This window comes from Pseudomonas sp. Pseusp16 (genome assembly GCF_047324915.1).
Taxonomy (GTDB): Bacteria; Pseudomonadota; Gammaproteobacteria; order Pseudomonadales; family Pseudomonadaceae; genus Aquipseudomonas; species Aquipseudomonas fluorescens_CD.
On record NZ_CP168522.1, the window covers coordinates 541,898 to 566,025 of the forward strand.

At 61.0% G+C, this 24,128-nt stretch carries 16 protein-coding genes; 9 read left to right on the plus strand and 7 right to left on the minus strand.

Annotated features, from left to right (window positions below; translation table 11 throughout):
• Positions 1-82: 82 nt before the first annotated feature.
• Together ACEN8Q_RS02265 and ACEN8Q_RS02270 are read right to left on the minus strand one after the other, a co-directional pair.
• Positions 83-1,690: a carboxyl transferase domain-containing protein gene (locus ACEN8Q_RS02265; protein ID WP_413427498.1), complete on the minus strand. Its 1,608-nt coding sequence runs from the start codon at positions 1,688-1,690 to the stop codon at positions 83-85.
• 12 nt (positions 1,691-1,702) lie between these two features.
• Complete coding sequence (locus tag ACEN8Q_RS02270) at positions 1,703-2,866, minus strand: isovaleryl-CoA dehydrogenase (protein WP_413704426.1); 1,164 nt, start codon at positions 2,864-2,866, stop codon at positions 1,703-1,705.
• A gap of 303 nt (positions 2,867-3,169) precedes the next feature.
• Here ACEN8Q_RS02270 and ACEN8Q_RS02275 point away from each other — a divergent pair, with 303 nt between their 5' ends.
• Positions 3,170-4,867 (plus strand): AMP-binding protein, encoded by a 1,698-nt coding sequence (locus tag ACEN8Q_RS02275; RefSeq protein ID WP_413704427.1) that lies wholly within the window; start codon positions 3,170-3,172, stop codon positions 4,865-4,867.
• A gap of 691 nt (positions 4,868-5,558) precedes the next feature.
• Here the strand turns inward: ACEN8Q_RS02275 and ACEN8Q_RS02280 are convergent.
• From ACEN8Q_RS02280 to ACEN8Q_RS02290, 3 genes are all read right to left on the minus strand, one after another.
• A complete protein-coding gene (locus tag ACEN8Q_RS02280) occupies positions 5,559-6,458 on the minus strand; it encodes a hydroxymethylglutaryl-CoA lyase (RefSeq protein ID WP_413427501.1) in 900 nt (299 codons plus the stop codon).
• Between the two features lie 157 nt (positions 6,459-6,615).
• Entirely contained in the window at positions 6,616-7,017 is a 402-nt protein-coding gene (locus ACEN8Q_RS02285; RefSeq protein WP_007980992.1) for a MerR family transcriptional regulator, read from the minus strand.
• A 179-nt stretch (positions 7,018-7,196) separates the two neighbouring features.
• Positions 7,197-8,126 (minus strand): LysR family transcriptional regulator, encoded by a 930-nt coding sequence (locus ACEN8Q_RS02290; protein ID WP_008053617.1) that lies wholly within the window; start codon positions 8,124-8,126, stop codon positions 7,197-7,199.
• 166 nt (positions 8,127-8,292) lie between these two features.
• On the opposite strand from ACEN8Q_RS02290, the gene ACEN8Q_RS02295 reads away from it, so the two are divergent.
• Complete coding sequence (locus ACEN8Q_RS02295) at positions 8,293-9,522, plus strand: acyl-CoA dehydrogenase (RefSeq protein ID WP_413427502.1); 1,230 nt, start codon at positions 8,293-8,295, stop codon at positions 9,520-9,522.
• 104 nt (positions 9,523-9,626) lie between these two features.
• Here the strand turns inward: ACEN8Q_RS02295 and ACEN8Q_RS02300 are convergent, their stop codons facing one another.
• The gene (locus ACEN8Q_RS02300; RefSeq protein WP_413704428.1) at positions 9,627-10,967 is read right to left on the minus strand and encodes a substrate-binding domain-containing protein; all 1,341 of its coding nucleotides are present in this window, start codon (positions 10,965-10,967) and stop codon (positions 9,627-9,629) included.
• Between the two features lie 190 nt (positions 10,968-11,157).
• Complete coding sequence (xthA, locus tag ACEN8Q_RS02305) at positions 11,158-11,970, minus strand: exodeoxyribonuclease III (protein ID WP_413704429.1); 813 nt, start codon at positions 11,968-11,970, stop codon at positions 11,158-11,160.
• 257 nt (positions 11,971-12,227) lie between these two features.
• Here xthA and ACEN8Q_RS02310 point away from each other — a divergent pair, with 257 nt between their 5' ends.
• The 7 genes from ACEN8Q_RS02310 (at position 12,228) to ACEN8Q_RS02340 (ending at position 24,038) form a co-directional block, all read left to right on the plus strand.
• Positions 12,228-12,878, plus strand: coding sequence for a GNAT family N-acetyltransferase (locus ACEN8Q_RS02310; RefSeq protein ID WP_413427505.1), 651 nt, complete (start codon positions 12,228-12,230; stop codon positions 12,876-12,878).
• A 65-nt stretch (positions 12,879-12,943) separates the two neighbouring features.
• Entirely contained in the window at positions 12,944-14,671 is a 1,728-nt protein-coding gene (locus tag ACEN8Q_RS02315) for an autotransporter assembly complex protein TamA (protein ID WP_413427506.1), read from the plus strand.
• Entirely contained in the window at positions 14,668-18,339 is a 3,672-nt protein-coding gene (locus ACEN8Q_RS02320) for a translocation/assembly module TamB domain-containing protein (protein ID WP_413704430.1), read from the plus strand. The genes ACEN8Q_RS02315 and ACEN8Q_RS02320 overlap by 4 nt, the downstream gene beginning before the upstream one ends.
• Positions 18,340-19,201: 862 nt before the next feature.
• Positions 19,202-19,675, plus strand: a complete 474-nt coding sequence (locus ACEN8Q_RS02325; protein WP_008020670.1) for a MarR family winged helix-turn-helix transcriptional regulator — start codon at positions 19,202-19,204, stop codon at positions 19,673-19,675.
• Entirely contained in the window at positions 19,672-21,141 is a 1,470-nt protein-coding gene (locus ACEN8Q_RS02330; RefSeq protein ID WP_413704431.1) for an efflux transporter outer membrane subunit, read from the plus strand. The genes ACEN8Q_RS02325 and ACEN8Q_RS02330 overlap by 4 nt, the downstream gene beginning before the upstream one ends.
• A gap of 15 nt (positions 21,142-21,156) precedes the next feature.
• A complete protein-coding gene (locus tag ACEN8Q_RS02335; protein ID WP_413426055.1) occupies positions 21,157-22,359 on the plus strand; it encodes an HlyD family efflux transporter periplasmic adaptor subunit in 1,203 nt (400 codons plus the stop codon).
• A 146-nt stretch (positions 22,360-22,505) separates the two neighbouring features.
• Entirely contained in the window at positions 22,506-24,038 is a 1,533-nt protein-coding gene (locus ACEN8Q_RS02340; RefSeq protein ID WP_413426053.1) for a DHA2 family efflux MFS transporter permease subunit, read from the plus strand.
• Positions 24,039-24,128: the final 90 nt, after the last annotated feature.

Below are 24,128 nucleotides of genomic sequence, written 5' to 3' on the forward strand. Positions count from 1 at the left end.
CGCTCAACCGACGCTGGCTACCTGATGCCCCGCGTTATCGTTAACGCCTATCGCGAGCGAGCTCGCTCCTACAGAGGTCGGATCACATCCGGAACACGCCGAAGCGGCTCGGTTCGATTGGCGCGTTCAACGACGCGGACAAGGCCAGGGCCAGTACGTCGCGAGTCTGGGCCGGGTCGATGACACCGTCGTCCCACAGACGCGCGCTGGAATAGTAGGGGTGACCCTGTTCTTCGTACTGGTCGAGGATCGGTTGCTTGATCTCGGCTTCCTGCTCGGCACTGAAACCATGCCCACCGCGTTCAGCCTGTTCGCGCTTGACCTGTACCAGAACACCGGCAGCCTGTTCGGCGCCCATCACACCGATGCGCGCATTTGGCCACATCCACAGGAAACGCGGATCGTAGGCACGGCCACACATGCCGTAGTTACCTGCGCCGAAGCTGCCGCCAATGATCACCGTGAACTTCGGCACCTTGGCGCAAGCCACCGCCGTCACCAATTTCGCGCCGTGCTTGGCAATACCGCCGGCTTCGTATTTCTGGCCGACCATGAAGCCGGTGATGTTCTGCAAGAACAGCAAAGGAATGCCGCGCTGACAGGCCAGCTCAATGAAGTGCGCGCCTTTCTGCGCCGCTTCAGCGAAGAGAATGCCGTTGTTGGCGAGGATCGCGATCGGGTAACCGTGCAGGTAAGCAAAACCGCAGACCAGCGTTGTCCCGAACAGCGCCTTGAACTCGTCGAACACCGATCCGTCCACCAGTCGCGCAATCACTTCGCGCACGTCAAACGGTTGCTTGGCGTCGGCCGGGACCACACCGTACAACTCGTCACTGCTGTAGAGCGGGGCGATCGGAGTGCGTTGCTGAACCTCACCTTGCTTGCGCCAGTTGAGGTTGGCAACGCTGCGGCGCGCCAGCGCCAGAGCGTGCTCATCGCTCTCGGCGTAATGGTCGGCTACCCCGGAAATCTTGCAATGCACGTCAGCCCCACCGAGGTCTTCGGCACTGACCACCTCGCCGGTCGCGGCTTTCACCAGTGGCGGGCCGGCGAGGAAGATCGTCGCTTGTTCGCGGACCATGATCGCTTCATCGGCCATCGCCGGCACATAGGCGCCGCCAGCGGTGCAGGAGCCCATGACCACGGCAATCTGCGGAATGCCCATGGCGCTCATGTTGGCCTGGTTGAAGAAGATCCGCCCGAAGTGCTCGCGGTCCGGAAACACTTCATCCTGACGCGGCAGGTTGGCACCGCCCGAATCCACCAGATAGATGCACGGCAGGCGATTTTGCTGGGCGATGGTCTGGGCACGCAGGTGTTTTTTTACCGTCAGAGGGTAATACGAGCCACCTTTTACCGTGGCGTCGTTGGCGACGATCATGCATTCGACGCCTTCCACGCGGCCAATCCCGGCAATCACGCCAGCAGCGGGAACGTCTTCGCCATACACCTGGTAGGCCGCCAGTTGGCTGATCTCCAGAAACGGCGAGCCCGGATCCAGCAAACGGTTGATGCGCTCGCGGGGCAGCAGTTTACCCCGCGAGGTGTGGCGCTCCTGCGCTTTCGGGCCGCCACCTTGGGCGACTTGGGCGAGCAGGGTGTGCAGGGCGTCGACCTGTTTGAGCATCGCCGCACTGTTGGCGGTGAACTCCGCTGAACGAGGGTTGAGCTGGGTATGCAGGATAGCCATGGACAGCTCCGTTTAGCGGGTTTCGTTGAACAGTTCGCGACCGATCAGCATGCGACGGATCTCACTGGTGCCGGCGCCGATTTCGTACAGCTTGGCGTCACGTAGCAGACGGCCCGCCGGGAATTCGTTGATGTAACCGTTTCCGCCGAGAATCTGGATCGCGTCGAGGGCCATTTGCGTGGCACGTTCGGCGGAATAGAGGATCACCCCGGCGGCGTCCTTGCGCGTGGTTTCGCCACGCTCGCAAGCCTGGGCCACGGCGTACAGGTAGGCGCGGCTGGCGTTGAGTTGGGTGTACATGTCGGCGACCTTGCCCTGGATCAACTGGAATTCGCCGATGCTCTGGCCGAACTGCTTGCGGTCGTGAATGTACGGCACGATCAGGTCCATGCACGCCTGCATGATCCCGGTCGGGCCACCGGACAGGACAACGCGCTCGTAGTCGAGGCCGCTCATCAGCACTTTCACGCCGCCGTTGAGCACGCCGAGGATGTTTTCTTCCGGCACTTCGACGTCATCGAAAAACAGCTCGCAGGTGTTCGAACCACGCATGCCGAGCTTGTCGAACTTGTTGCTGCGGCTGAAGCCTTTCCAGTCGCGCTCGACGATGAAGGCGGTGATGCCGTGGGGGCCTTTTTCCAGGTCGGTCTTGGCGTAGATCACATAGGTGTTGGCGTCCGGACCGTTGGTGATCCAGGTCTTGCTGCCGTTGAGCACGTACCTGTCGCCGCGTTTGTCGGCACGCAGTTTCATCGAGACCACGTCGGAACCGGCATTCGGCTCGCTCATGGCCAATGCGCCGATGTGCTCGCCGCTGATCAGCTTCGGCAGGTATTTGGATTTCTGTTCGTGGTTGCCGTTGCGATTGATCTGGTTGACGCAGAGGTTGGAGTGGGCGCCGTAGGACAACGCCACCGAGGCCGAGCCACGGCTGATTTCTTCCATGGCCACCACGTGGGCCAGGTAACCCAGGCCGGCACCGCCGTATTCTTCCGGCACGGTAATGCCCAGCAGGCCCATGTCGCCGAATTTGCGCCACAGGTCGGCGGGGAACAGGTTGTCGGTGTCGATCTGAGCGGCGCGCGGGGCGATCTCTTTGGCGACGAAGGACTGAACCTGATCGCGCAGCATGTCGATGGTTTCACCGAGGGCAAAGTTCAGGGATGGGTAGCTCATGGGTCACCTTTTGGCTTTTTTGTCGGGTGGGGAGGGTCGTGATTCAGTTCTCACCTTTACGTTAACGTAAACCTGTGACGAATGGCTGTCAATCACCCTTTACGTTAACGTCAACTTGAGCGAGAGTAGAGGCAGTTCAAGATAGAAAAGCGGACCAACCCTGTAGGAGCGAGCTTGCTCGCGATGAAATTGAAGGCGACGCATTTTTCAGGCGGTACGCGTCATCGTTGACCTCCATCGCGAGCAAGCTCGCTCCTACAGGTAACCGCCGGTAGCCCATTAATAAAGACAATAGGGGTCGTCATGGATCAACCCAGTGCAAGCCCGCAACGCAGTTACACCCGTGGTTCCCAGGATAAAGCCTTGCTGGCGATGACTATCGGCCAGACGTTCGACAACACGGTTGCGCAGTACCCGGACGGGGAGGCGCTGGTGGTGCGCCATCAACAGCTGCGTTACACCTGGCGGCAATTGGCCGAGGCCGCTGACCTGCACGCCAGGGCGCTGTTGGCGTTGGGGTTGCAAGCCGGTGACCGGCTTGGCATCTGGGCACCAAACTGTGCGCAGTGGTGCATCAGCCAGATTGCCACCGCGAAAATCGGCGTGATTCTGGTCAACATCAATCCCGCGTATCGCAGTTCCGAACTCGAATACGTACTCAAGCAATCCGGTTGCCAATGGCTGGTATGCGCCGGGGCCTTCAAGACCTCGAACTATCACTCGATGCTGCAAGGCCTGGTGCCGGAACTGGCCGAGCAATCCATCGGCAAGTTGCACAGCGAGCGCTTGCCGGAGTTGCGCGGTGTCATCAGCCTGGATGCGCAGCCACCGTCGGGGTTCCTGCCATGGTCGCAACTGGCCGATCTGGCGGGCAGCGTGACGGTCGAGCAACTGCATGAGCGCCAGGACAGCCTGCATTTCGATCAGCCGGTGAATATCCAGTACACCTCCGGCACCACCGGGTTCCCCAAGGGCGCGACCCTCAGTCACTACAACATTCTCAACAATGGCTACATGGTCGGCGAAAGCCTGGGCCTGACGGCGGCCGATCGCCTGGTGATCCCGGTGCCGCTGTATCACTGCTTCGGCATGGTCATGGGCAACCTCGGCTGCATCACCCATGGCAGCACCATGATTTATCCAAACGACGCGTTCGATCCATTGCTGACCCTTGGCACCGTGGCTGAAGAAAAGGCCACGGCGCTGTACGGCGTGCCGACCATGTTCATTGCCATGCTCGATCAGCCGCAACGCGCCGGGTTCGACCTGTCGAGCCTGCGCACTGGCATCATGGCGGGCGCAACCTGTCCTATCGAAGTCATGCGCCGGGTCATCAGCGAAATGCATATGAGTGAAGTGCAGATTGCCTACGGCATGACGGAAACCAGCCCCGTGTCGTTGCAGACCGGTCCGTCGGACGATCTGGAATTGCGCGTCACCACGGTCGGGCGCACCCAGCCGCAACTGGAAAGCAAGATCATTGACGAGGCGGGCAACCTGGTGCCCCGTGGCACCATCGGTGAACTCTGTACCCGTGGCTACAGCGTGATGCTCGGCTACTGGAACAACCCGCAAGGCACCGCAGAAGCCATTGATCAGGCAGGCTGGATGCACACCGGCGACCTGGCGAGCATGAATGATGAGGGTTACGTGTGCATTGCCGGGCGTAACAAGGACATGATCATCCGTGGCGGTGAGAACATTTACCCGCGGGAGCTGGAAGAGTTTTTCTTTACTCATCCGGCTGTTGCGGACGTTCAGGTGATCGGCATTCCTTGCTCGCGCTACGGCGAAGAGATCGTCGCCTGGATCAAGTTCCACCCCGGCCACAGCGCCACCGAGCAAGAGCTGCAAACCTGGTGCAAGGAGCGCATCGCACACTTCAAGACGCCGCGCTACTTCAAGTTCGTCGAGGAGTTTCCTATGACCGTGACCGGCAAGATCCAGAAATTCCGGATGCGCGAGATCAGTATCGAGGAGTTGCGCATCAACAAGGCATGACGAGGCCTCTTGTAGAAGCGAGCTTGCTCGCGAAGAACTCAAGGATGCCGCGTTCATTCAGAATGTGCGCGTTATCGTTGGCGACCTTCGCGAGCAAGCTCGCTCCTACAGGGGGTGGTGAAATCTCAAATGCCAGACAGCACAAAGGGGAGCCGAGGCTCCCCTTTAATTTGTCGTTGCGCGTGCTCTTTTTTTATTATTGAGGGTCGGTCTGTTTTTGTTTTTGGCAACCGTTGCCCTTTACCGCTGTTTTTGGCGATCCCCATCCGGGATCAAGAGCAAACGTATTTTTTTGAGCGCTGATCTACTTTTTCGCCAAGCGATCCAACCAGTTCGGGAGCTACCTGAAGGTAGTTTTATTGTTCTCTGCCCGGTTGCGGGTAACTCCGAAAAGCACCCTGAAAAGCACATCTTCTCCAAAAAAATCTGTTAGCTGCGTCTCTGCCGTGTTGTTTTTGTTATGTCAGAGTCGTTACGTCTTGTTTTTATTAGGTTTGCCGCAATTTTTTTATTCTTGTTATGCGATAGATATAGCAGGAGGCATGCCAACTTTTTAAAAGCCTTTAAAATCAATGGTTTGGAGTTTTGTAGGGTTTTGCGCCTCAGGCAACACCCTACATTTTGTTTCCGTGTTACTCGCTTGCGCCCACGTTTGAGTCCGCGCGGTAACACCTGGACACACTCAGTGCACTCACTGTGCGCTGCGGGCCTTGGCCACGCGGGAGCCGGTAGGACGACCCAATACGCTGCAAATCCGCTGACCGGCGAGCACCAAGGCGTCGAGATCGATTCCGGTGTCGATGCCCAGGCCGTTGAGCAGGTAAACCACGTCTTCGGTCGCGACGTTACCGCTGGCGCCCTTGGCATAGGGGCAACCGCCCAGGCCGGCGATGGAGCTGTCGAACACCGCGATGCCTTCCAGCAGACTGGCGTAGATGTTGGCCACAGCCTGACCGTAGGTGTCGTGGAAATGCCCTGCGAGTTTTTCCCGGGGCACATCCTTTGATACCACTTCAAACATCTTGCGGGTTGCGCCAGCGGTGCCGGTGCCGATGGTGTCGCCCAGCGAAACCTCATAGCAGCCCATGGCATAGAGTTCGCGAGCGACCACGGCGACTTGCTCCGGGGCGACGTTACCTTCATAGGGGCAGCCCAGCACACAGGACACGTAACCGCGAACCGTCACGCCGTGTTGTCTTGCCGCGTCCATGATCGGTACGAAACGCTCCAGGCTTTCGCTAATCGAGCAGTTGATGTTGCGTTGGGAAAAAGCTTCGGATGCCGCCGCGAACACCGCCACTTCCTTCACTCCGGCCGCGAGGGCATCTTCGAAACCGCGCAGGTTGGGGGCGAGTGCGCCGTAGGTGACGTCCGGTTTGCGCTGGATCTGCGCGAAGACATCGGCGGAACCGGCCATCTGCGGCACCCACTTGGGCGAAACGAAACTGCCGACTTCTATATAGCCAAGTCCGGCTGCGGTCAGTGCATCGACCAGTTGCACCTTGTCGGCGACGCTGATGGGCTGGGCTTCGTTCTGCAGGCCGTCGCGGGGGCCGACTTCGACAATGCGTACGTGGGAGGGGAGGGACATGGGCTTCGACCTGTGCTGATTGTCTGAATGCTGAGAGAACCCTGTAGGAGCGAGCTTGCTCGCGATGGGCTCCCAGGCACCGCGTTTGTCCAGCAGACACGCGTTATCGTTAACGGCCATCGCGAGCAAGCTCGCTCCTACAGGGGGCGGTGTGGATTTACTGAATCGATTCCTGGCTTTTGAGCGTCTGCTCCAGCGCCTGCACGCAGCGCTCTTCGGCAGTGTCCAGCTCCAGTTTCATCTGTTCGATGTCCAGCAACTGCTGCTCAAGCTGCTCACGGCGCTCGCTGATTTTCGCCAGCATGCTGTGCAGTTGCTTGGTGTTACCGCTGGACGGGTCGTAGAGCTCGATCAACTCGCGGCATTCAGCCAGTGAGAAACCGATGCGTTTACCCCGCAGGATCAGCTTCAGGCTGACCTTGTCGCGAGGCGAGTAAATGCGTTCCTGGCCACGGCGCTCGGGGCTGAGCAGGCCTTGCTCTTCATAAAAGCGAATGGCGCGGGTGGTGATGTCGAGCTCGCGGGCGAGATCGGAAATGCTGTAGGTCTGGCTGCTCATGGGCGCGCTCGCAAAAGGTCATGGCGCTAAGCTAATGGCAGGTTGACGTTTACGTCAAGGGGCAGGGTTTTTCAGTGTTCTCACCGGCCCCTTCGCGAGCAAGCCCGCTCCCACAGGGGAACGCATTCCAAATGTGGGAGCGGGCTTGCTCGCGAAGAACGATAACCAGGTGTAGTGCCCTACACCTTCTCGAGCTTTTTCTCCTGCGCCGTCACTTGCTGGCACAACTCGATCATCTGCTCGCGCATCCAGCGGTTCGCCGGGTCCTGGTCAGTGCTTTCGTGCCAGTAAAGGTGGGTTTCCACCGGCGGTACATCGTTGACCGGCAGATAAAAGGCGTGCAGGTCGTTGCGGCGGGCGAAGCGTTCCGGCACGGTCATGACCATGTCCGTCTGCTGCAACACCTGCGAGGCCATCAGGTAATGCTGGGAGCGCAGGGCGATCTTGCGCTGGATGCCCATCTTGCCCAGCGCCAGGTCGACATAGCCGAGGCCGCTGCGGCGGCTGGAAATGTGGATGTGGGTCAGGCCCAGGTAATCATCCAGCGTGAGTTTCTCTTTGCCCGCCAGCGGATGCCCCTTGCGCATGGCGCACACGTAGCGGTCTTCCATCAATTTGACATGACGTACCTGCGGGTCGGTGTTGAGCGGCGCATCGACCGCGAAGTCGAGGCGTCCGGCGGCCAGTTCCTTGGTGGTTTCGCGACGTTTGGACAGGAAGCTTTCGATGATCACCGTCGGCGCCAGGCGGCGCAGGCGCTGGAACAGCGGCGGCAGGATCACAGCTTCGGTGAGGTCGGTCATGCTGATGCGGTAGGTCTTGACCGCCTGCTGCGGGTTGAATATGCGGCTTTCCTGCACCGACACGCGCAGCAGCGAGAGTGCGTTGCGCACCGGGCCGATGATGTTCTGGGCCATGGGCGTCGGCACCATGCCCTGGGCGGTGCGCACGAACAGCGGGTCGTTGAAGGTCTCGCGTAGACGCGCCAGCGCATTCGACACCGCCGGTTGGGTGATGCCGACGATTTGCCCGGCGCGGGTCAGGTTGGCTTCGGTGTAGATCGCGTCGAAGACGATGAAAAGGTTGAGATCGACCTTGCTCAGATTCATTACGCGGGCTCTCTTATTGTGTGGGCGGACTGACCGTGACGATCAGTCGATCATATATCGGTGATGAATGTTAATACACGCCGAGAATAGGCTAGGTAAATTATCAACGCTGTTCTAGCATCGATTGCATGATCTAAACAACCTCCCCCAAGAAGGTATCTTGCTCATGGATTTCGCTTATTCGCCCAAGGTTCAGGAACTGCGCGAGCGCGTGACAGCGTTCATGGACACCTACGTTTATCCCGCCGAAGCCGTGTTCGAACGGCAGGTCGCCGAAGGCGATCGCTGGCAGCCGACCGCGATCATGGAAGAGCTCAAGGCCAAGGCCAAGGCCGAAGGCCTGTGGAATTTGTTTCTGCCTGAGTCAGAACTGGGTGCCGGCCTGACCAACCTCGAATACGCGCCGCTGGCGGAAATCATGGGCCGCTCGCTGCTGGGGCCAGAGCCGTTCAACTGCTCGGCACCGGACACCGGCAACATGGAAGTGCTGGTGCGTTACGCCAACGAAGAGCAGAAACAACGCTGGCTCGAACCCTTGCTGCGCGGCGAGATCCGCTCGGCATTCGCCATGACCGAACCGGATGTAGCATCCTCCGACGCCACCAACATGGCTGCCCGTGCGGTGCGCGATGGCGACGAGTGGGTGATCAATGGCAAGAAATGGTGGACCTCGGGTGCTTGCGACCCGCGCTGCAAGATCCTGATTTTCATGGGGCTGAGCAATCCGGACGGGCCACGTCACGCCCAGCACTCGATGATTCTGGTGCCGGTGGACACCCCCGGGGTAAAAATCCTGCGTCCGCTGCCGGTGTTCGGCTACGACGACGCTCCCCACGGTCACGCCGAAGTGCTGTTTGAAAATGTCCGGGTGCCGTACGAAAACGTCCTGCTGGGCGAAGGCCGTGGCTTCGAAATTGCTCAAGGTCGCCTTGGCCCGGGCCGGATTCACCACTGCATGCGTTCGATCGGCATGGCCGAGCGTGCGCTGGAACTGATGTGCAAACGCTCGGTGAGCCGTACGGCATTCGGCAAACCCCTGGCGCGGCTGGGCGGTAACGTCGACAAGATCGCCGACTCGCGGATGGAGATCGACATGGCACGCCTGCTGACACTGAAGGCGGCGTACATGATGGACACGGTTGGCAACAAAGTGGCCCGCAGCGAGATCGCGCAGATCAAGGTCGTCGCGCCAAACGTTGCGTTGCGAGTGATCGACCGGGCGATCCAGATCCATGGCGGGGCAGGGGTTTCCAACGATTTCCCGCTGGCCTACATGTATGCGATGCAGCGCACCCTGCGCCTGGCCGACGGCCCGGATGAAGTGCACCGTGCGGCGATTGGCAAGTTCGAGATCGGCAAGTACGTGCCGAAGGAAATGATGCGTAGCGGGCATTAAGACCGCGGTGTTGCCATTCGCGGGCAAGCCCGCTCCCACAGGTATTATGTGGGAGCGGGCTTGCTCGCGAAGGCGTCATTCCCTTCAATGCAGCAACATCAGATTCAATACACCCAAACCTCAACCCGTCGATTCCTGATCCTTCCTTCATCGGCGCTATTGGCCGCCACCGGCATTTCGGCACCGAATCCACGAATCTCGCGAAACACCACGCCGCTCTTCACCAACTCCCGGCGTACCGCCATGGCCCGCAGTTTCGACAACAGATCGGCGCGCGCCGGGTCGCTCTTGGCATCGCCAAACCCCACCAGCGTGACCTGTCCCTCGGCCTTGCCGTGCTGTTTGATATAGTCGAGCACCCGCCACAGGTCCTGTCGGGCCTTGTTGTCCAGGGTGGCGCTGCCTTCCTCGAAGCGGAAGTTCACCGACAACCGTTGCGCGTGACGGCTCAGCGCCTGATAACCCTCGGGCATCAACGCATTGGGCGTCACGGCCATGGCCTGGACGGTTTGGGCAATAAATCCGTTGGCGGCCACAATGGCTTGACCGTCAGCGCTTTGGGCAAAGGCCACCAGGGCATTGGCCCAGGGATTTTTTTCGTTGGGTGGCAGGTAGAAGAACAATCGGCGGGACAGCGGATAGTCTTCGGTGGCAATCAGGCTGTTGAGCGGCAGCATGGCTTGCGATTGACCGTCGACAATGGCAACAGCCCTGGCCTGGCGCACGTAGGGTAAACCGATGAAACCGATGCCTTGTGGATCAGCGCTGACCGCATCGGACAGTTGTTCGCTGGACTCGAAGCGCTTCGCCGCGCTGCCGAGGGTTTTCCCACGATTACTGAGGACCAGTTCCTTGAAGGTGTCGTAGGTCCCGGACTGATCGTCCCGTGCATACAGATGAATCGGCCCGCCATGGCCGCCGATGTCTTCCCAGGTCTTCACTTCGCCACTGAAAATACGCGCCAGTTGCACGGTGTCGAGTTGACTCAGCGGATTGTCCGGGTGAAGAATGATCGCCAGGCCGTCGATGGCGATGACCTGTTCGGCGCTGGGGCTTTTCAGGTCACCGAGGGACTGCAGGCTGGCCAGTTCGCTGTCCTTGATCGGGCGCGATGAGGCGGCCAGATCGGCACGGGCTGCTTTTAGCGCAGTGAAACCGGTACTGGAACCATGGGCTGCCACCTCCACCACGATCCGACGGCCCTGGGCGGTTTCACCGACAATGCGCAGTTCGTTGGCGGTGTCCGGGGTTTCGCGGTGAATCCTGCGCAGGCCCTGCGCGCTCAACAACCCCTCGACCAGCGCCGGCCCCAATGCCGCACCGATGGTATTGGAACCCTGAATGCGCAGCACCGGGCCGTGTTCGGGTGTCGGCAAGTCGCCGGCCGAGCCTGCCTGCGGCAAGCCCATGCACAGCATCAACAGGAACAACACGCGCAGCATCATGCCGGCACCTTGTATAGCCAAAGGAGGTGTCGGGAGATTAAGTCAGTAAGGTTTCCGAAAAATGACACTTTGCAAATGTGGGAGCGGGCTTGCTCGCGAAGGGGCCATAACATTCAATGTCGATGTTGAATGTAGGACCGCCTTCGCGAGCAAGCCCGCTCCCACAGGGAATTGATGCAGCCGTCAGGGATCAGCTCAACTCAAGCCAGATCGGCGCATGGTCCGAGGGTTTTTCCATGCCGCGCAGTTCGTAGTCCACCCCGGCGGCCTTCACCCGCGGCAGCAAGCCGTGGGAGGCGAGGATCAGGTCGATACGCAGGCCACGCTTGGGCTCGTCTTCGAAGCCACGGCTGCGGTAGTCGAACCAGCTGAAGGTGTCGGTCACGTCCGGGTTCAAGTGACGGAAACTGTCGACCAGGCCCCAGTTTTTCAGGCGGGCCATCCACTCGCGCTCTTCGGGCAGGAAGCTGCATTTGCCGGTTTTCAGCCAGCGCTTCATGTTGTCCGGGCCGATGCCGATGTCACAGTCTTCCGGGGAAATGTTCACATCGCCCATCACCACCAGTGGCTGGTCGTTCTTGAACTGGCTTTCCAGCAATAGCTGCAAATCGTTGTAGAAGCGTTCCTTGGCCGGGAATTTGGTCGGGTGGTCGCGGCTTTCGCCCTGTGGGAAATAACCGTTCATGATGGTCACCGGCACGCCGTTGGCGTCGGCAAAGGTGCCCCAGATGAAGCGCCGTTGGGCGTCTTCTTCGTCGGTGGCGAAACCTTTATGCAGGGCCAGCGGCTCCTGGCGCGAGAGCAGGGCGACGCCGTAGTGGCCTTTTTGCCCGTGGAAATACACGTGATAGCCCAGGGCACTGACTTCCTCGAGAGGGAACTGGTCGTCGTGGACCTTGGTTTCCTGCAGGCCGATCACATCGGGCTGGTGCTTTTCGATCAGCGCCGCCAGCTGATGGGGACGGGCGCGCAGCCCGTTGATGTTGAAGGAGACGATCTTCATGGTCGGCAGTCCTGGCAAAAGGGCGATGCTAGCTGACATGGGGGAATCGGGCCAGTGTGGGGTGAGGGGATTCGGTTTTGCCTGTCAGCTTTATGTGGGCAGTGATGGCCCCTTCGCGAGCAAGCCCGCTCCCACAAAAGCAAAGGCGATTTCATTGCCTACACTGATTTCGGATCTGTAAGGAATTGTGTCAGTGTCAATCAGCTCGTAACAACAAGAGCGCAGCCTTCCGAGCTGTGCCGGGGAGATCGACCGTCATGCCCGAAACCTCGACCGCCATTGCCGATATTCACATGCTCGACAGCGGCTACGCCCGCGAAGCGCGTTCGCTGCTGTACCAGGCGTATCGACATGAGCCGACCTTCGGCTATTTGTTCGAAGCCGAGCGCCCCGGTTACGAACAGCGGGTTCGCGCCACCGTGCGCGAACTGGTGAACCAGCATTTTCTCCAGGACCTGCCGGCCATCGGCCTGCTGGTCAACGACCGCCTGATCGGCATCGCCCTGATCGCACCGCCGCAACGTCGTCTTGGCATCACCGAAAGTTGGGCCTGGCGCCTGCGCATGGTGCTCAGCACGGGGTTTCGCTGTACTCGTCGCTACCTCGAATATCACGCTGCCGTGGAGGCCTGCGTGCCGAACGACTCGGTGCACGTCCTGCCATTGCTGGGGGTACATCCGCAGTTCCAGGGCAAACACTTCGGCGAGCAGTTGCTGCAGGCCGTGCACAACTGGTGCGCGGTGGATGAAAACTCACAGGGGGTAATTCTCGACACCGGCAATCCGCGTTATCTGGAGTTCTACAAGCGTCAGGGCTATGAGGAAATCGGCGAGGTCGCCGTAGGACCGGTTCGCGAGCACGTGTTTTTTCACCCCAATCCTCAGGTGCTGCACACCGCATCGGCCTGAACCGAGAACTTTCCGGGGAAGTCATGCTCTATCACGCTCTCAAGCTCGTGATAGCATCCGCGCCTATGAAGTTTCCAGGAAGAAATACCAGCGGTGTGCTGATGCTGATGATCAGCTGCGCGGCGCTGGCACAAAGTGAATTGGATGTGCGTGTCAAACCGTCCAATGATGAGCTCAAGGCCAATATAGAAGGCTATATCGGCAGCCTCGGCGATCGCGACGAACAGGCGTTGCTGCGCTTCGGCCGTGGCGCCGAAGAACAGGCGCGCAAGGCCGCCCAGGCCTTGGGTTATTACCAGCCGCAGATCGACAGCGAGGTGAAGGGTGGCGACACGCCGCGCCTGGTGTTGAAGGTCGACCCCGGCGAACCGGTGCATCTGCGCAATGTCACGGTGCGTGTCGACGGTCCGGCTGCCTCCCTCAAGTCCTTTCGAGTCCCCAAAAGCGACGCGCTCAAGCCCGGTGCCGTACTCAATCATGGCCGCTACGAGGACGCCAAGCGCCTGATCCAGAATCAGGCTTCGCGCTATGGCTTTTTCAGCGGCCGTTTCACCCGTTCAAAACTGTCGGTCGACCCACGGGCCGGCGTCGCCGATATCGAATTGATCTATGAAAGTGGTCCGCGCTATACCTTGGGCAAAGTCAGTTTCCAGGGTGATACGCCGTTCGATGACGAGCTGCTGCAGCGCATGGTGCCCTTCAAGGCCGGTACGCCCTATGACTCGGAACTGATCGCCGAACTCAATCAGAACCTGCAATCGAGCGGTTACTTCGAAGGCGTGCGCGTGGACGCGGCACCCACGGCGTCCAGGAACGATGCGATCCCGGTCGACGTCAAGCTTGAAACCCGCAAGCCACGGACCATGGGCCTGGGCCTGGGTTTTTCCACCGACGTCGGCCCACGGGCCAAGGCCAACTGGACCCGGCACTGGGTTAACGCGCAAGGGCACAGTTACGGCTGGGAGGCCGAGATCTCGGCGCCACGGCAAAACGTCGGGCTGTTCTACGACATTCCGCTGGACCCACCGCTGACGGACAAACTGCGTTTTGCCGGCGGCTATCAGAATGAGGACATCGCGGGCACCGACACCCACAGCAAGCTGCTGACCCTTGGCCCCGAGTGGCACAGCAAATTGCCCAGCGGCTGGCAACGGGTGGTGTCGCTGAAATGGCAGCGCGAGGATTACCAACTGGGTGACGACTCGGGACTCAGTACCTTGCTGATGCCCGGTGTGAGCTACTCATACCTCAAGAGCGACAACCGCATCGACCCGCACAACGGTTATCGCCTGCAATTCGAAAGCAAAGTGGCCAAGGAAGGTCTGGGTTCCGACAGCAACCTGATCTACGGCACGGCATTGGTCAAAGGCTTGACCACGGTGTTCGACAACCATCGCTTCCTCGGGCGGGTGCAGGTCGGCGGCAGTGCCACCAACGGTTTCAAATCGGTACCGCCGTCGTTGCGCTTCTTCGCCGGTGGCGACCAGAGTGTGCGCGGTTACGACTATCAGAGCCTGTCCCCGGAAAACTCCGACGGTGACCGCATCGGTGGCCGCTACATGGTGGCTGCCAGCGCGGAATATCAGTATTCCATCGCCGAAAAATGGCGGATCGCGACCTTTGTCGATCAGGGCAACTCATTCAATACACTCGAACTGCCGAACCTCAAGACCGGGGTCGGTATCGGCGTGCGTTGGGTATCGCCGGTGGGGCCGATCCGCCTCGACCTGGCGCATGCGCTGGACGACGATGGCGGCATTCGACTGCACTTTTCCATGGGGCCTGAGCTGTGAAGCGTGGTTTGAAAGTAACGCTGCTGGCGATGGCGGCGCTGTTGATGCTGGTTGTGCTGACGCTGGCCACGGTGTTGGGCACGGCGACGGGCAGCCGCTGGGCGTTGGGCTTCGTACCGGGTTTGACCCTGGACAACTTCCAGGGCCGGCTGGGCGGGCAATGGAGTGCCGACCGGGTGTTGTGGCAACAGGACAACAACCGGGTCGAGCTGAGCCAGGTGATTTTTGCCTGGTCGCCGCTGTGCCTGACCCGCATGACCTTGTGCGTCGAGCAATTGCAGGCCGGTCAGGTCAGCCTGACCTTCCCGCCGGGTGCAGAAGAACCGGGCAGCGGTCCGATCACGCTACCGGAACTGAAGTTGCCATTGGCCATCGAACTTGGAGAGATCAAGGTCGGCAGCCTGTTGTTCAACGGCAGCGAAGAGCTCAAGGGTTTGCAACTCGCGGCGCACTGGACGACGGCCGGTTTGCAGATCGACTCTGCATCGTTACAGCGCGAAGACCTGAGCCTGAGTCTGTCCGGCCTGCTGCAACCGAGCGGTAACTGGCCGCTCAGCGCCGAAGGCAAACTGACCTTGTTGTCGACACCCGAGCCCTTGGCGCTGGCGTTGAAGATCGACGGCGACCTGCTGAAAACCCTGAACCTGAAAGCCGACAGCAGCGGTTACCTCAACGGGCAACTGACAGGCGAACTGCAACCGCTGGTGGAAAACCTGCCGGCCAAGGTACGAATCACCGCCGATGGCTTCAAGCCCGGTGCCGATCTGCCGGACACCCTGCAACTCAATCAGCTTGAGCTCACTGGTGCCGGTGACTTGAAGAGCGGCTACGCGCTGCTCGGCAAAGCCACGTTACCCGCCGAGCAAGGGCCGGTCGCCTTGGCGCTGCAAGGCAAGGTCGACGCCAGCGGCGCGCAGATCGCCGCGCTGGACCTGACCGCCAATGACAAGCAAAGCCTCAAGCTCACCGGGCAGCTGGATTGGAGCAAAGGCCTGAGCGCCGAGGCGAAGATCGACTGGCTGGACTTCCCGTGGCACCGGCTCTATCCGGTGATCGACGAGCCGGAGGTGACGTTGCGCCGCTTCAACGGCGAGGTGTCCTACACCGACGGCAAATACCTCGGTCACTTTGACGCCGCTGCGGATGGTCCTGCCGGCGCTTTCACCCTGGCCAGCCCGTTCGCGGGCGACCTGACGAAAATCTACCTGCAACAGATTCAACTCCAGGCCGGGCAGGGCAAGGCCGAGGGGCACTTGAACCTGCAATTCGCCGACGGCATTGCCTGGGACACCGCGCTGGACTTGTCGGCGATCAACCCGGCGTACTGGGTTGCGGAGCTGCCGGGCACGCTGGCCGGGCCGTTGCGCAGCCAGGGCGAGATGAAGAACGAAACGCTCAGCCTCAATGCAGACCTGGACCTCAAGGGCAAACTGCGCGGTCAACCGGCGGTGATCCAGGCCAAGGCCGATGGCCGTGGTGAGCAATGGAACCTCAACGCCCTGCAAGTTCGCCTCGGCGATAACAGCATCAGCGGCAAAGGCAGCCTGCAACAGAAACTCGCCGGGCAGATCGATCTCAAGCTGCCGCACCTGGCCCAGCTCTGGCCGCAACTGCGTGGCCAACTCAATGGCCGCGTGGATGTCGCCGGCACACTCACGGCGCCCCAAGGCAAGCTTGACCTGCAAGGCTCGCAACTGGCCTTCCAGGACAATCGCCTGCAAAGCCTGAACCTCGACGCCACGCTGGACAGTGCGCAACGGGCGAAAATCGACCTCAAGGGCAGCGGCATCCGGGCCGGCGACACCTCGCTGGGAACGCTGACCGCCAGCGGCCAGGGCGACATCAAAAACCAGAAGCTGAGCCTCGACCTGCAAGGGCCGAAGCTGAAACTGGCCCTGGGCCTGGACGGTACGTTGGACAAAGGCAATTGGCGCGGACGCCTGGCCAGCGGTGATATCCAGGCCGGTGGCCAGGACTGGAAGCTGCAAGGGCCGGCGAAACTCGAACGCCTGGCGGACGGCAAAATCAACTTCGGCGCTCATTGCTGGGCGTCCGGCCAGGCCAGCCTGTGCGGTGAAGACTCGCGCCTGATGCCCGAGCCGAAGCTGCGTTATCACCTCAAGCAATTCCCGATCGACAGCCTCGCGCAGTGGTTGCCGAAGGATTTCGCCTGGCAGGGCCGGCTCAATGCCGACCTGCAACTGGACCTGCCGGCCAGTGGCCCGAATGGCCAGATCAGCGTCGATGCCGGTGGCGGCACGTTGCGCATCAAGGAAAAGGACCAGTGGCTGGACTTCCCGTACCAGACCCTGAAACTCACCAGCAAACTCACGCCCAAACGCATCGACACCGAACTTGATTTCGTCGGTGGCAAACTCGGTGAACTGATGGTGCAGGCGCAGCTCAATCCGTTGCCGAAGAACAAACCGCTAAGCGGCTCGTTCCGCTTGAACGGGCTGGACCTGTCGGTGGCGCGGCCGTTTGTGCCAATGGTCGAAAAGCTGGCCGGGCGCCTGAATGGCAGTGGCACGATTTCCGGTGGGCTGTTGGCGCCGCAGGTCAATGGCAGCCTGCAACTCAGCGACGGCGTGGTGGCCGGGCCCGAGCTACCGATGGAGCTGCAAAACCTGCACGTTCAAGCGCTGATCTCCGGTGAAAGCGTACAGCTCAATGGCGGCTGGAACAGCGGCAAGGCCGGGCAGGGCAGCCTGAACGGCAACATCGCCTGGGGTCAGGCGCTGGTGGTGGATCTGGCGCTCAAGGGGACGCAGTTGCCGGTCACCGTCGAGCCTTACGCCAAGCTTGAAGTCGCACCGGACCTGAAGATTTCGATGAAGGGCGACGAACTGGCCATCGCCGGCAAAGTGCTGGTGCCCAAAGGCGAGATCACCATTCGCGAGTTGCCGCCGTCGACGGTCAAGGTCTCCGATGACACGGTGATCGTCGGGCAGCAAACCGAGCAGGGCAAGCCGCCGCTGGCCATGAGGATGGATATCGAAGTGCTGGTCGGCGAGGACAAGCTGAGCTTTGCCGGGTTTGGCTTGACGGCCAATGTGCAGGGGCATGTGCACATCGGCGACAACATGGACACCCGTGGCGAGCTGTGGCTCAACGACGGTCGCTATCGCGCCTACGGCCAGCGGCTTTCGGTGCGCCGGGCACGCTTGCTGTTTGCCGGGCCCATCGACCAGCCGTACCTGGACATCGAGGCCATTCGCAAGACTGACGACATCATCGCCGGCATTCGTTTGAGTGGCAGCGCCGAGCAGCCGACCACACAGATCTTCTCCGAACCGGCCATGAGCCAGGAGCAGGCCCTGTCTTATCTGGTGCTCGGGCGTCCGCTGAGCAGCAACGGCGAAGACAACAACATGCTCGCCCAGGCGGCCCTCGGTCTGGGCTTGATGGGCAGTGCCGGGGTGACTGGCGATCTGGCGAAGAACCTGGGGATCCAGGACTTCCAGCTCGACACCCAGGGCAGCGGCACCACCACCAGTGTGGTGGCCAGCGGCAACCTGTCCGAGAAGCTCAGCCTGCGCTATGGCGTTGGCGTGTTCGAACCGGCCAACACCATTGCCTTGCGCTACAAGCTGAGCAAAAAGGTCTACCTCGAAGCCGCCGGCGGCGTGGCCAGTTCGCTGGACATCTTTTACAAGCGGGACTTCTAATTCTCAATCAAGCGGCGGTTCGGCAATCCGGTTTGCCTGCTCAGGCGGCCTGATAGCCTGTCTTTTGTTTGCGGTGTACATATCCGTTTCTTCGGCAACGGCGACTTAGGGTTTCGCCCTGACGGCGACTCACTTTTTTTACAAGCGCCTAAAAAAAGTAAGCAAAAAAACGCTCGCCCCGAACGTCCGGCCCCTCGCTTAGGCTCGGGGTTCCTTCGCTCCGGCATTCATCCGGGGGCATTGCTCTACGGTTTGCTTCGCTGCACCTCCCTGCAATGTGTGCGGCTGCGCCGCACGACGCTGCGCGCCTATCCCCGGATGAACACCGGAACGAGGCCTGCCGAGGGGGCGGGTGGATCAAGATCAAGAGCGGCAGGCGAGCTAACGCTCGCTCCTGTAGGAGCGAGCTTGCTCGCGATGGACGTCAACGATGACGCGGGCTGCCTGAATGCCCGCAGTGTCCTGGCGTTTTTCGCGAGCCAGCTCGCTCCTACAGGGGAACGCGTTCAATTGCGATCAGGCCGGCCGGTAGGCCGCCTCGCTTTTGCTTTTGATCTTCTTGCCCCCTCGTGAGGCCGAACGTCAGGGGCAAGAACCCTTGATTACTTGGGGGCGGGCGGCGCTCCGCTTTTCCAAGTAACCCGCTGTAAGAGCGGAACCAATAGTCGCCGTTACCGCAGCAATGGATATGTACACCATCAACAATAAGGTCAGAAAAGCGGTGACATCCGTCTATGACCACAAAACCCGAAACCACCGGTCAACTATTTACCAAGCCTGCTAACTATTACGTTGACATTCGCTGCCTAGGCAGTAACATCTCGACATACATTCACTGCCTAGGCAGCTAACTGGTGGTCAGATGAAACATTTCTCTCCAGACGATTTCCACAATTGCCATCTCGGCCTGTTGCTCGGACGTGCCGCGCTGCTCAAGGACCGGATCCTCGACACCCGCATGGAACCCCACGGCATCACCGCCGCGCAGTTCAAGGTGTTGATCATCATGGCCCAGTACGGCGTCGACTCGCCGGGCGAGTTGTGCCGCCACCTGTCCCTCGACAGCGGTTCGATGACGCGCATGCTCGATCGTCTGGAACAGAAAGGTTTCCTTGCCCGCCAACGCTCCGACGCGGATCGCCGTCAGGTGCAGCTTGTACTCACGGAAGAGGGCCAGAAGCTCGCCGGGCTGTTGCCGCACATCGGCGCCGAAGCCATGAATGAACTGGCCGGTGCCATCACTCCGGAAGAGTTGAAAACCCTGGAGCTGATCCTGAAGAAAATTTTGCTGGCAGCCGGTGACCCGATCACCTTGCTGCGTGTAGGTGACAAATGAGCAGTAAACCCTTGCGTACCGGCCTTGGCCTGGTGTTGTTGGCCATGAGCCTGGCCGGTTGCGCCAGTTACAGCGGCCTGAAGACCGAAGGTGTCAAACTCGACGCGAAAAGCCTCAAGGCCGGGCAATCCCTTGGTGGCGTGACCCTGTCGCCGGCCGCCTGGCCGAAAAGCGACTGGTGGAAAAGCCTCGGCGACCCGCAACTCGACGGCCTGATCCGCGAGGCCCTGCGCGACAGCCCGGACATGCAAATTGCCGACGCCCGTGCCCATCAGGCCAACGCTGCCGCTTCTGCAGCTGACGCCGAGCGGATGCCGACCCTGGATGCCAGCGCCGGTGTCAGCCGCTCGCGCCTGGCCCGGGACCAGGACCCGCGCGGGCAGGGTGACGCTTACGCCACCATTCGCAACATCAGCACCAGTTTCAATTACAACTTCGACCTGTGGGGCGGTCAGCGCGATGCCTGGGAAGCCGCCCTCGGCCAGGCCCGTGCTGCCGAAGTCGACCAGCAGGCTGCGCAACTGACGCTGGCCGCCGATGTCGCCCGGGCCTATAGCGATCTCGGTCAGGCGCACATCGTCTACGACCTGTCCAGCGAAGACCTCAAGCGCACCCGGCAAATGCTCGAGCTGAGCCAGCGGCGCCTGACTGCCGGGATCGACAGCCAGTACCAGTTCCAGCAGACCGAAAGCCTGGAAGCCACCTCCCAGGCCAACCTGATCGACGCGCAAAAGCGCCTGAACAGCGCGAAAATCGCCCTCGCGGTGCTGCTCGGCAAAGGCCCTGACCGCGGCAATGAAATTGCCCGACCCAACATTCTTCAGCCGAGCGCGGTAGCGCTACCTTCGGTGCTGCCGGCCGAACTGCTCGGGCGTCGCCCGGACCTGGTGGCCGCGCGCTGGCGGGTCGAGGCGGCGAGCAAGAGCATCGACGCCGGCAAGACCCGGTTCTATCCCAACTTGAACCTCAGCGCCGCCGCCGGTGCCGAATCCTTGCTGGGCGATGCGATGTTTGGTTCGGCCAGCCGCTTCTTCAACATTGCACCGACGATCTCGGTACCGATCTTCGACGGTGGCCGCTTGCGCGCCGACCTCGATTCGCGTGACGCCGATTACGACCTCGCCGTGGCGCAGTACAACAAAAGCCTGGTAAAGGCGCTGGGGGATGTCAGTGACAGCATCAACCAGTTGCGCGATATCGGCCGGCAAATCGCTGCCCAGCAGCACGCCACCGACATCGCCCAGGATTCCTACAACACCGTGGTCCAGCGTTACGGTTCCGGCATCGGCAACTACCTGGACGTGCTCAGCATCGAGCAGCAATTGCTCCAGGCCCAGCGTCAGCTGGCCAACCTGAATGCCGAGCAGATTGACCTGTCGATCCAACTGATGCAGGCGCTGGGCGGCGGTTTCCAGCCTGAGGCCATAGCCTCGGCCGATGCCACTCCAGCCACGCTGACCCACTAATTCAAGGTACTTGTCATGGCCACTGCCGATACAACTCAACCTCCGGAAAACACCCAAGGCAACCCCAACTCGGGCAAGCGCAAGTTCATGCTGTTGGTGCTGGCTGTTGCCGTCGTGCTCAGCGGCGCGGGCGTCTGGGCCTACCACGAGTTTTACGGGCGCTGGAGCGAAAGCACCGACGACGCCTATGTGAACGGCAACGTGGTGGAAATCACGCCGCTGGTCACCGGCACCGTGGTCAGCATCGGCGCCGATGACGGCGACCTGGTGCATGAAGGCCAGGTGCTGGTGAACTTCGACCCGAACGACGCCGAAATCGGCCTGGAAAATGCCCAGGCCAATCTGGCTCGTACCGTGCGTCAGGTGCGTGGCCTGTACAGCGATGTGGATGGCATGAAAGCCCAGGTCAATGCCCAGAAAGCCGAAGTGCAAAAGGCCCAGGACAACTTCAGCCGGCGCAAGAATCTCGCTGCCGGCGGGGCGATTTCCCAGGAAGAGCTGTCCCACGCCCGCGACGACCTGACCTCGGCGCAAAACGCCCTGGCCAACGCCGAGCAAAAGCTCAAGACGACCAGCGCGCTGGTCGATGACACCGTGGTTTCATCGCACCCGGACGTGATGGCCGCCGCTGCGCAACTGCGCCAGGCTTACCTGAACAACTCACGCAGCGTCCTGATTGCACCGGTCACCGGTTACGTGGCCAAGCGTTCTGTTCAACTGGGCCAACGCGTGCAACCGGGCACCGCGCTGATGGCGGTGATTCCGCTGGATCAGCTGTGGATCGACGCCAACTTCAAGGAAACCCAGCTGCGTGACATGCGCATCGGCCAGCCGGTCGAGATCGAAACCGACCTCTATGGCAGCGACGTCAAATACAGCGGCACCATCGACAGCCTCGGCGCCGGGACCGGCAGCGCCTTTGCCCTGCTGCCGGCGCAGAACGCCACCGGCAACTGGATCAAGATCGTGCAGCGTGTGCCGGTGCGGATCCACGTCAACGCCGAAGAGCTGGCCAGGCACCCGTTGCGGGTCGGCCTGTCGACCATGGTCGACGTGAACCTGCGCGACCAGAGCGGGCCGGTGTTGGCGCAACAGCCACCGCAGAAAGCTTCGTTCAGCACCAACGTCTACGACCGTCAGTTGGCCGAGGCCGACGCGATGATCACCCAGTTGATCCACGACAACAGCGCCGCGGTCAGCAAGACCGCGCAACGCTGATATGCCATTACATCGACCCTGTGGGAGCGGGCTTGCTCGCGAAGGCGGAGCGTCAGGCGACATCCATGTTGAATGTGCCGACCTCTTCGCGGGCAAGCCCGCTCCCACAGGGTTAGCTGCGCCCGTCTGGTTTCAAAGGATCCGCGATGAGCAATAACGCGTCTTTCACACCGCCCAGCCTGTTGCTCAGCACCATCGGCCTGTCGCTGGCGACCTTCATGCAAGTGCTCGACACCACCATCGCCAATGTGGCGTTGCCAACGATCTCCGGTAATCTGGGCGTGAGTTCGGAGCAGGGCACCTGGGTGATCACCTCGTTTGCGGTGAGCAACGCCATCGCCTTGCCGCTGACCGGTTGGCTCAGTCGTCGTTTTGGCGAGGTGAAGCTGTTTGTCTGGGCAACATTGCTGTTTGTGCTGGCCTCGTTTTTGTGCGGGATTTCCACGTCCATGCCCGAGCTGGTGGGCTTCCGGGTGCTGCAAGGGGTTGTAGCCGGGCCGCTGTACCCAATGACCCAGACCCTGCTGATCGCTGTTTACCCCCCGGCGAAACGGGGCATGGCCCTGGCGTTGCTGGCGATGGTCACGGTGGTCGCGCCGATTGCCGGGCCGATCCTCGGCGGCTGGATCACTGACAGTTACAGCTGGCCATGGATTTTCTTCATCAACGTGCCGATCGGACTGTTCGCGGCCTGGGTGGTGACGCAACAGATGAAAAAGCGCCCGGTGGTCACCAGCCGCCAACCGATGGATTACGTCGGGTTGATCGCGCTGATCATCGGCGTCGGGGCCCTGCAGATCGTGCTCGACAAGGGCAACGATGCCGACTGGTTCGAGTCCAGCTTCATCGTGATCGGTTCGGTGATTTCAGTGGTGGCCCTGGCGTTCTTCGTGATCTGGGAAATGACCGACGAGCATCCGGTGGTCAACCTGCGCCTGTTCGCCCATCGCAACTTCCGTTACGGCACCATCGTGCTGATTCTGGGGTATGCCGGGTTCTTCGGGATCAACCTGATCCTGCCGCAGTGGTTGCAGACGCGACTGGGCTACACCGCGACCTGGGCCGGATTCGCCGTGGCGCCGCTGGGGATCCTGCCGGTACTGTTGTCGCCGTTTGTCGGCAAGTACGCGCCGCGTTTCGACATGCGCGTGCTGGCAGGCGGGGCGTTCCTGGCCATCGGCCTGAGCTGCTTCATGCGCGCCGGGTTCACCAATGAAGTGGACTTTCAGCACATCGCGCTGGTGCAGTTGTTCATGGGGATCGGCGTGGCGCTGTTCTTCATGCCGACGCTGACCATCCTGCTGTCGGACCTGCCACCGAGCCAGATTGCCGACGGTTCCGGGCTGGCGACGTTTTTGCGGACCCTGGGCGGCAGTTTCGCGGCGTCGTTGACCACTTGGATCTGGATTCGCCGGGCCGATCAACACCATGCCTATCTGACCGAAAGCATCACCCCGTTCGATCCGGCGACCCGCGAAGCGCTGACCCAACTGGGCGGGGCAGGGGCCAAGGCTTACACGCAGCTGGAGCAGACGGTGATCAGCCAGGCGTACATCATGTCCACGGTGGATTACTTCACCTTGCTGGGCTGGATGTTCCTGGGGCTGATCCTGATTGTGTGGCTGGCCAAGCCGCCGTTTACCGCCAAGGCCGGGCCAGCGACTTCTGCGGGCCACTAAACACCACACAACCACTGTAGGAGCGAGCCTGCTCGCGATGGACTTCAGGGCAGCGCGATTAGTCAGGAAATACGCGTTACCGTTAACGTC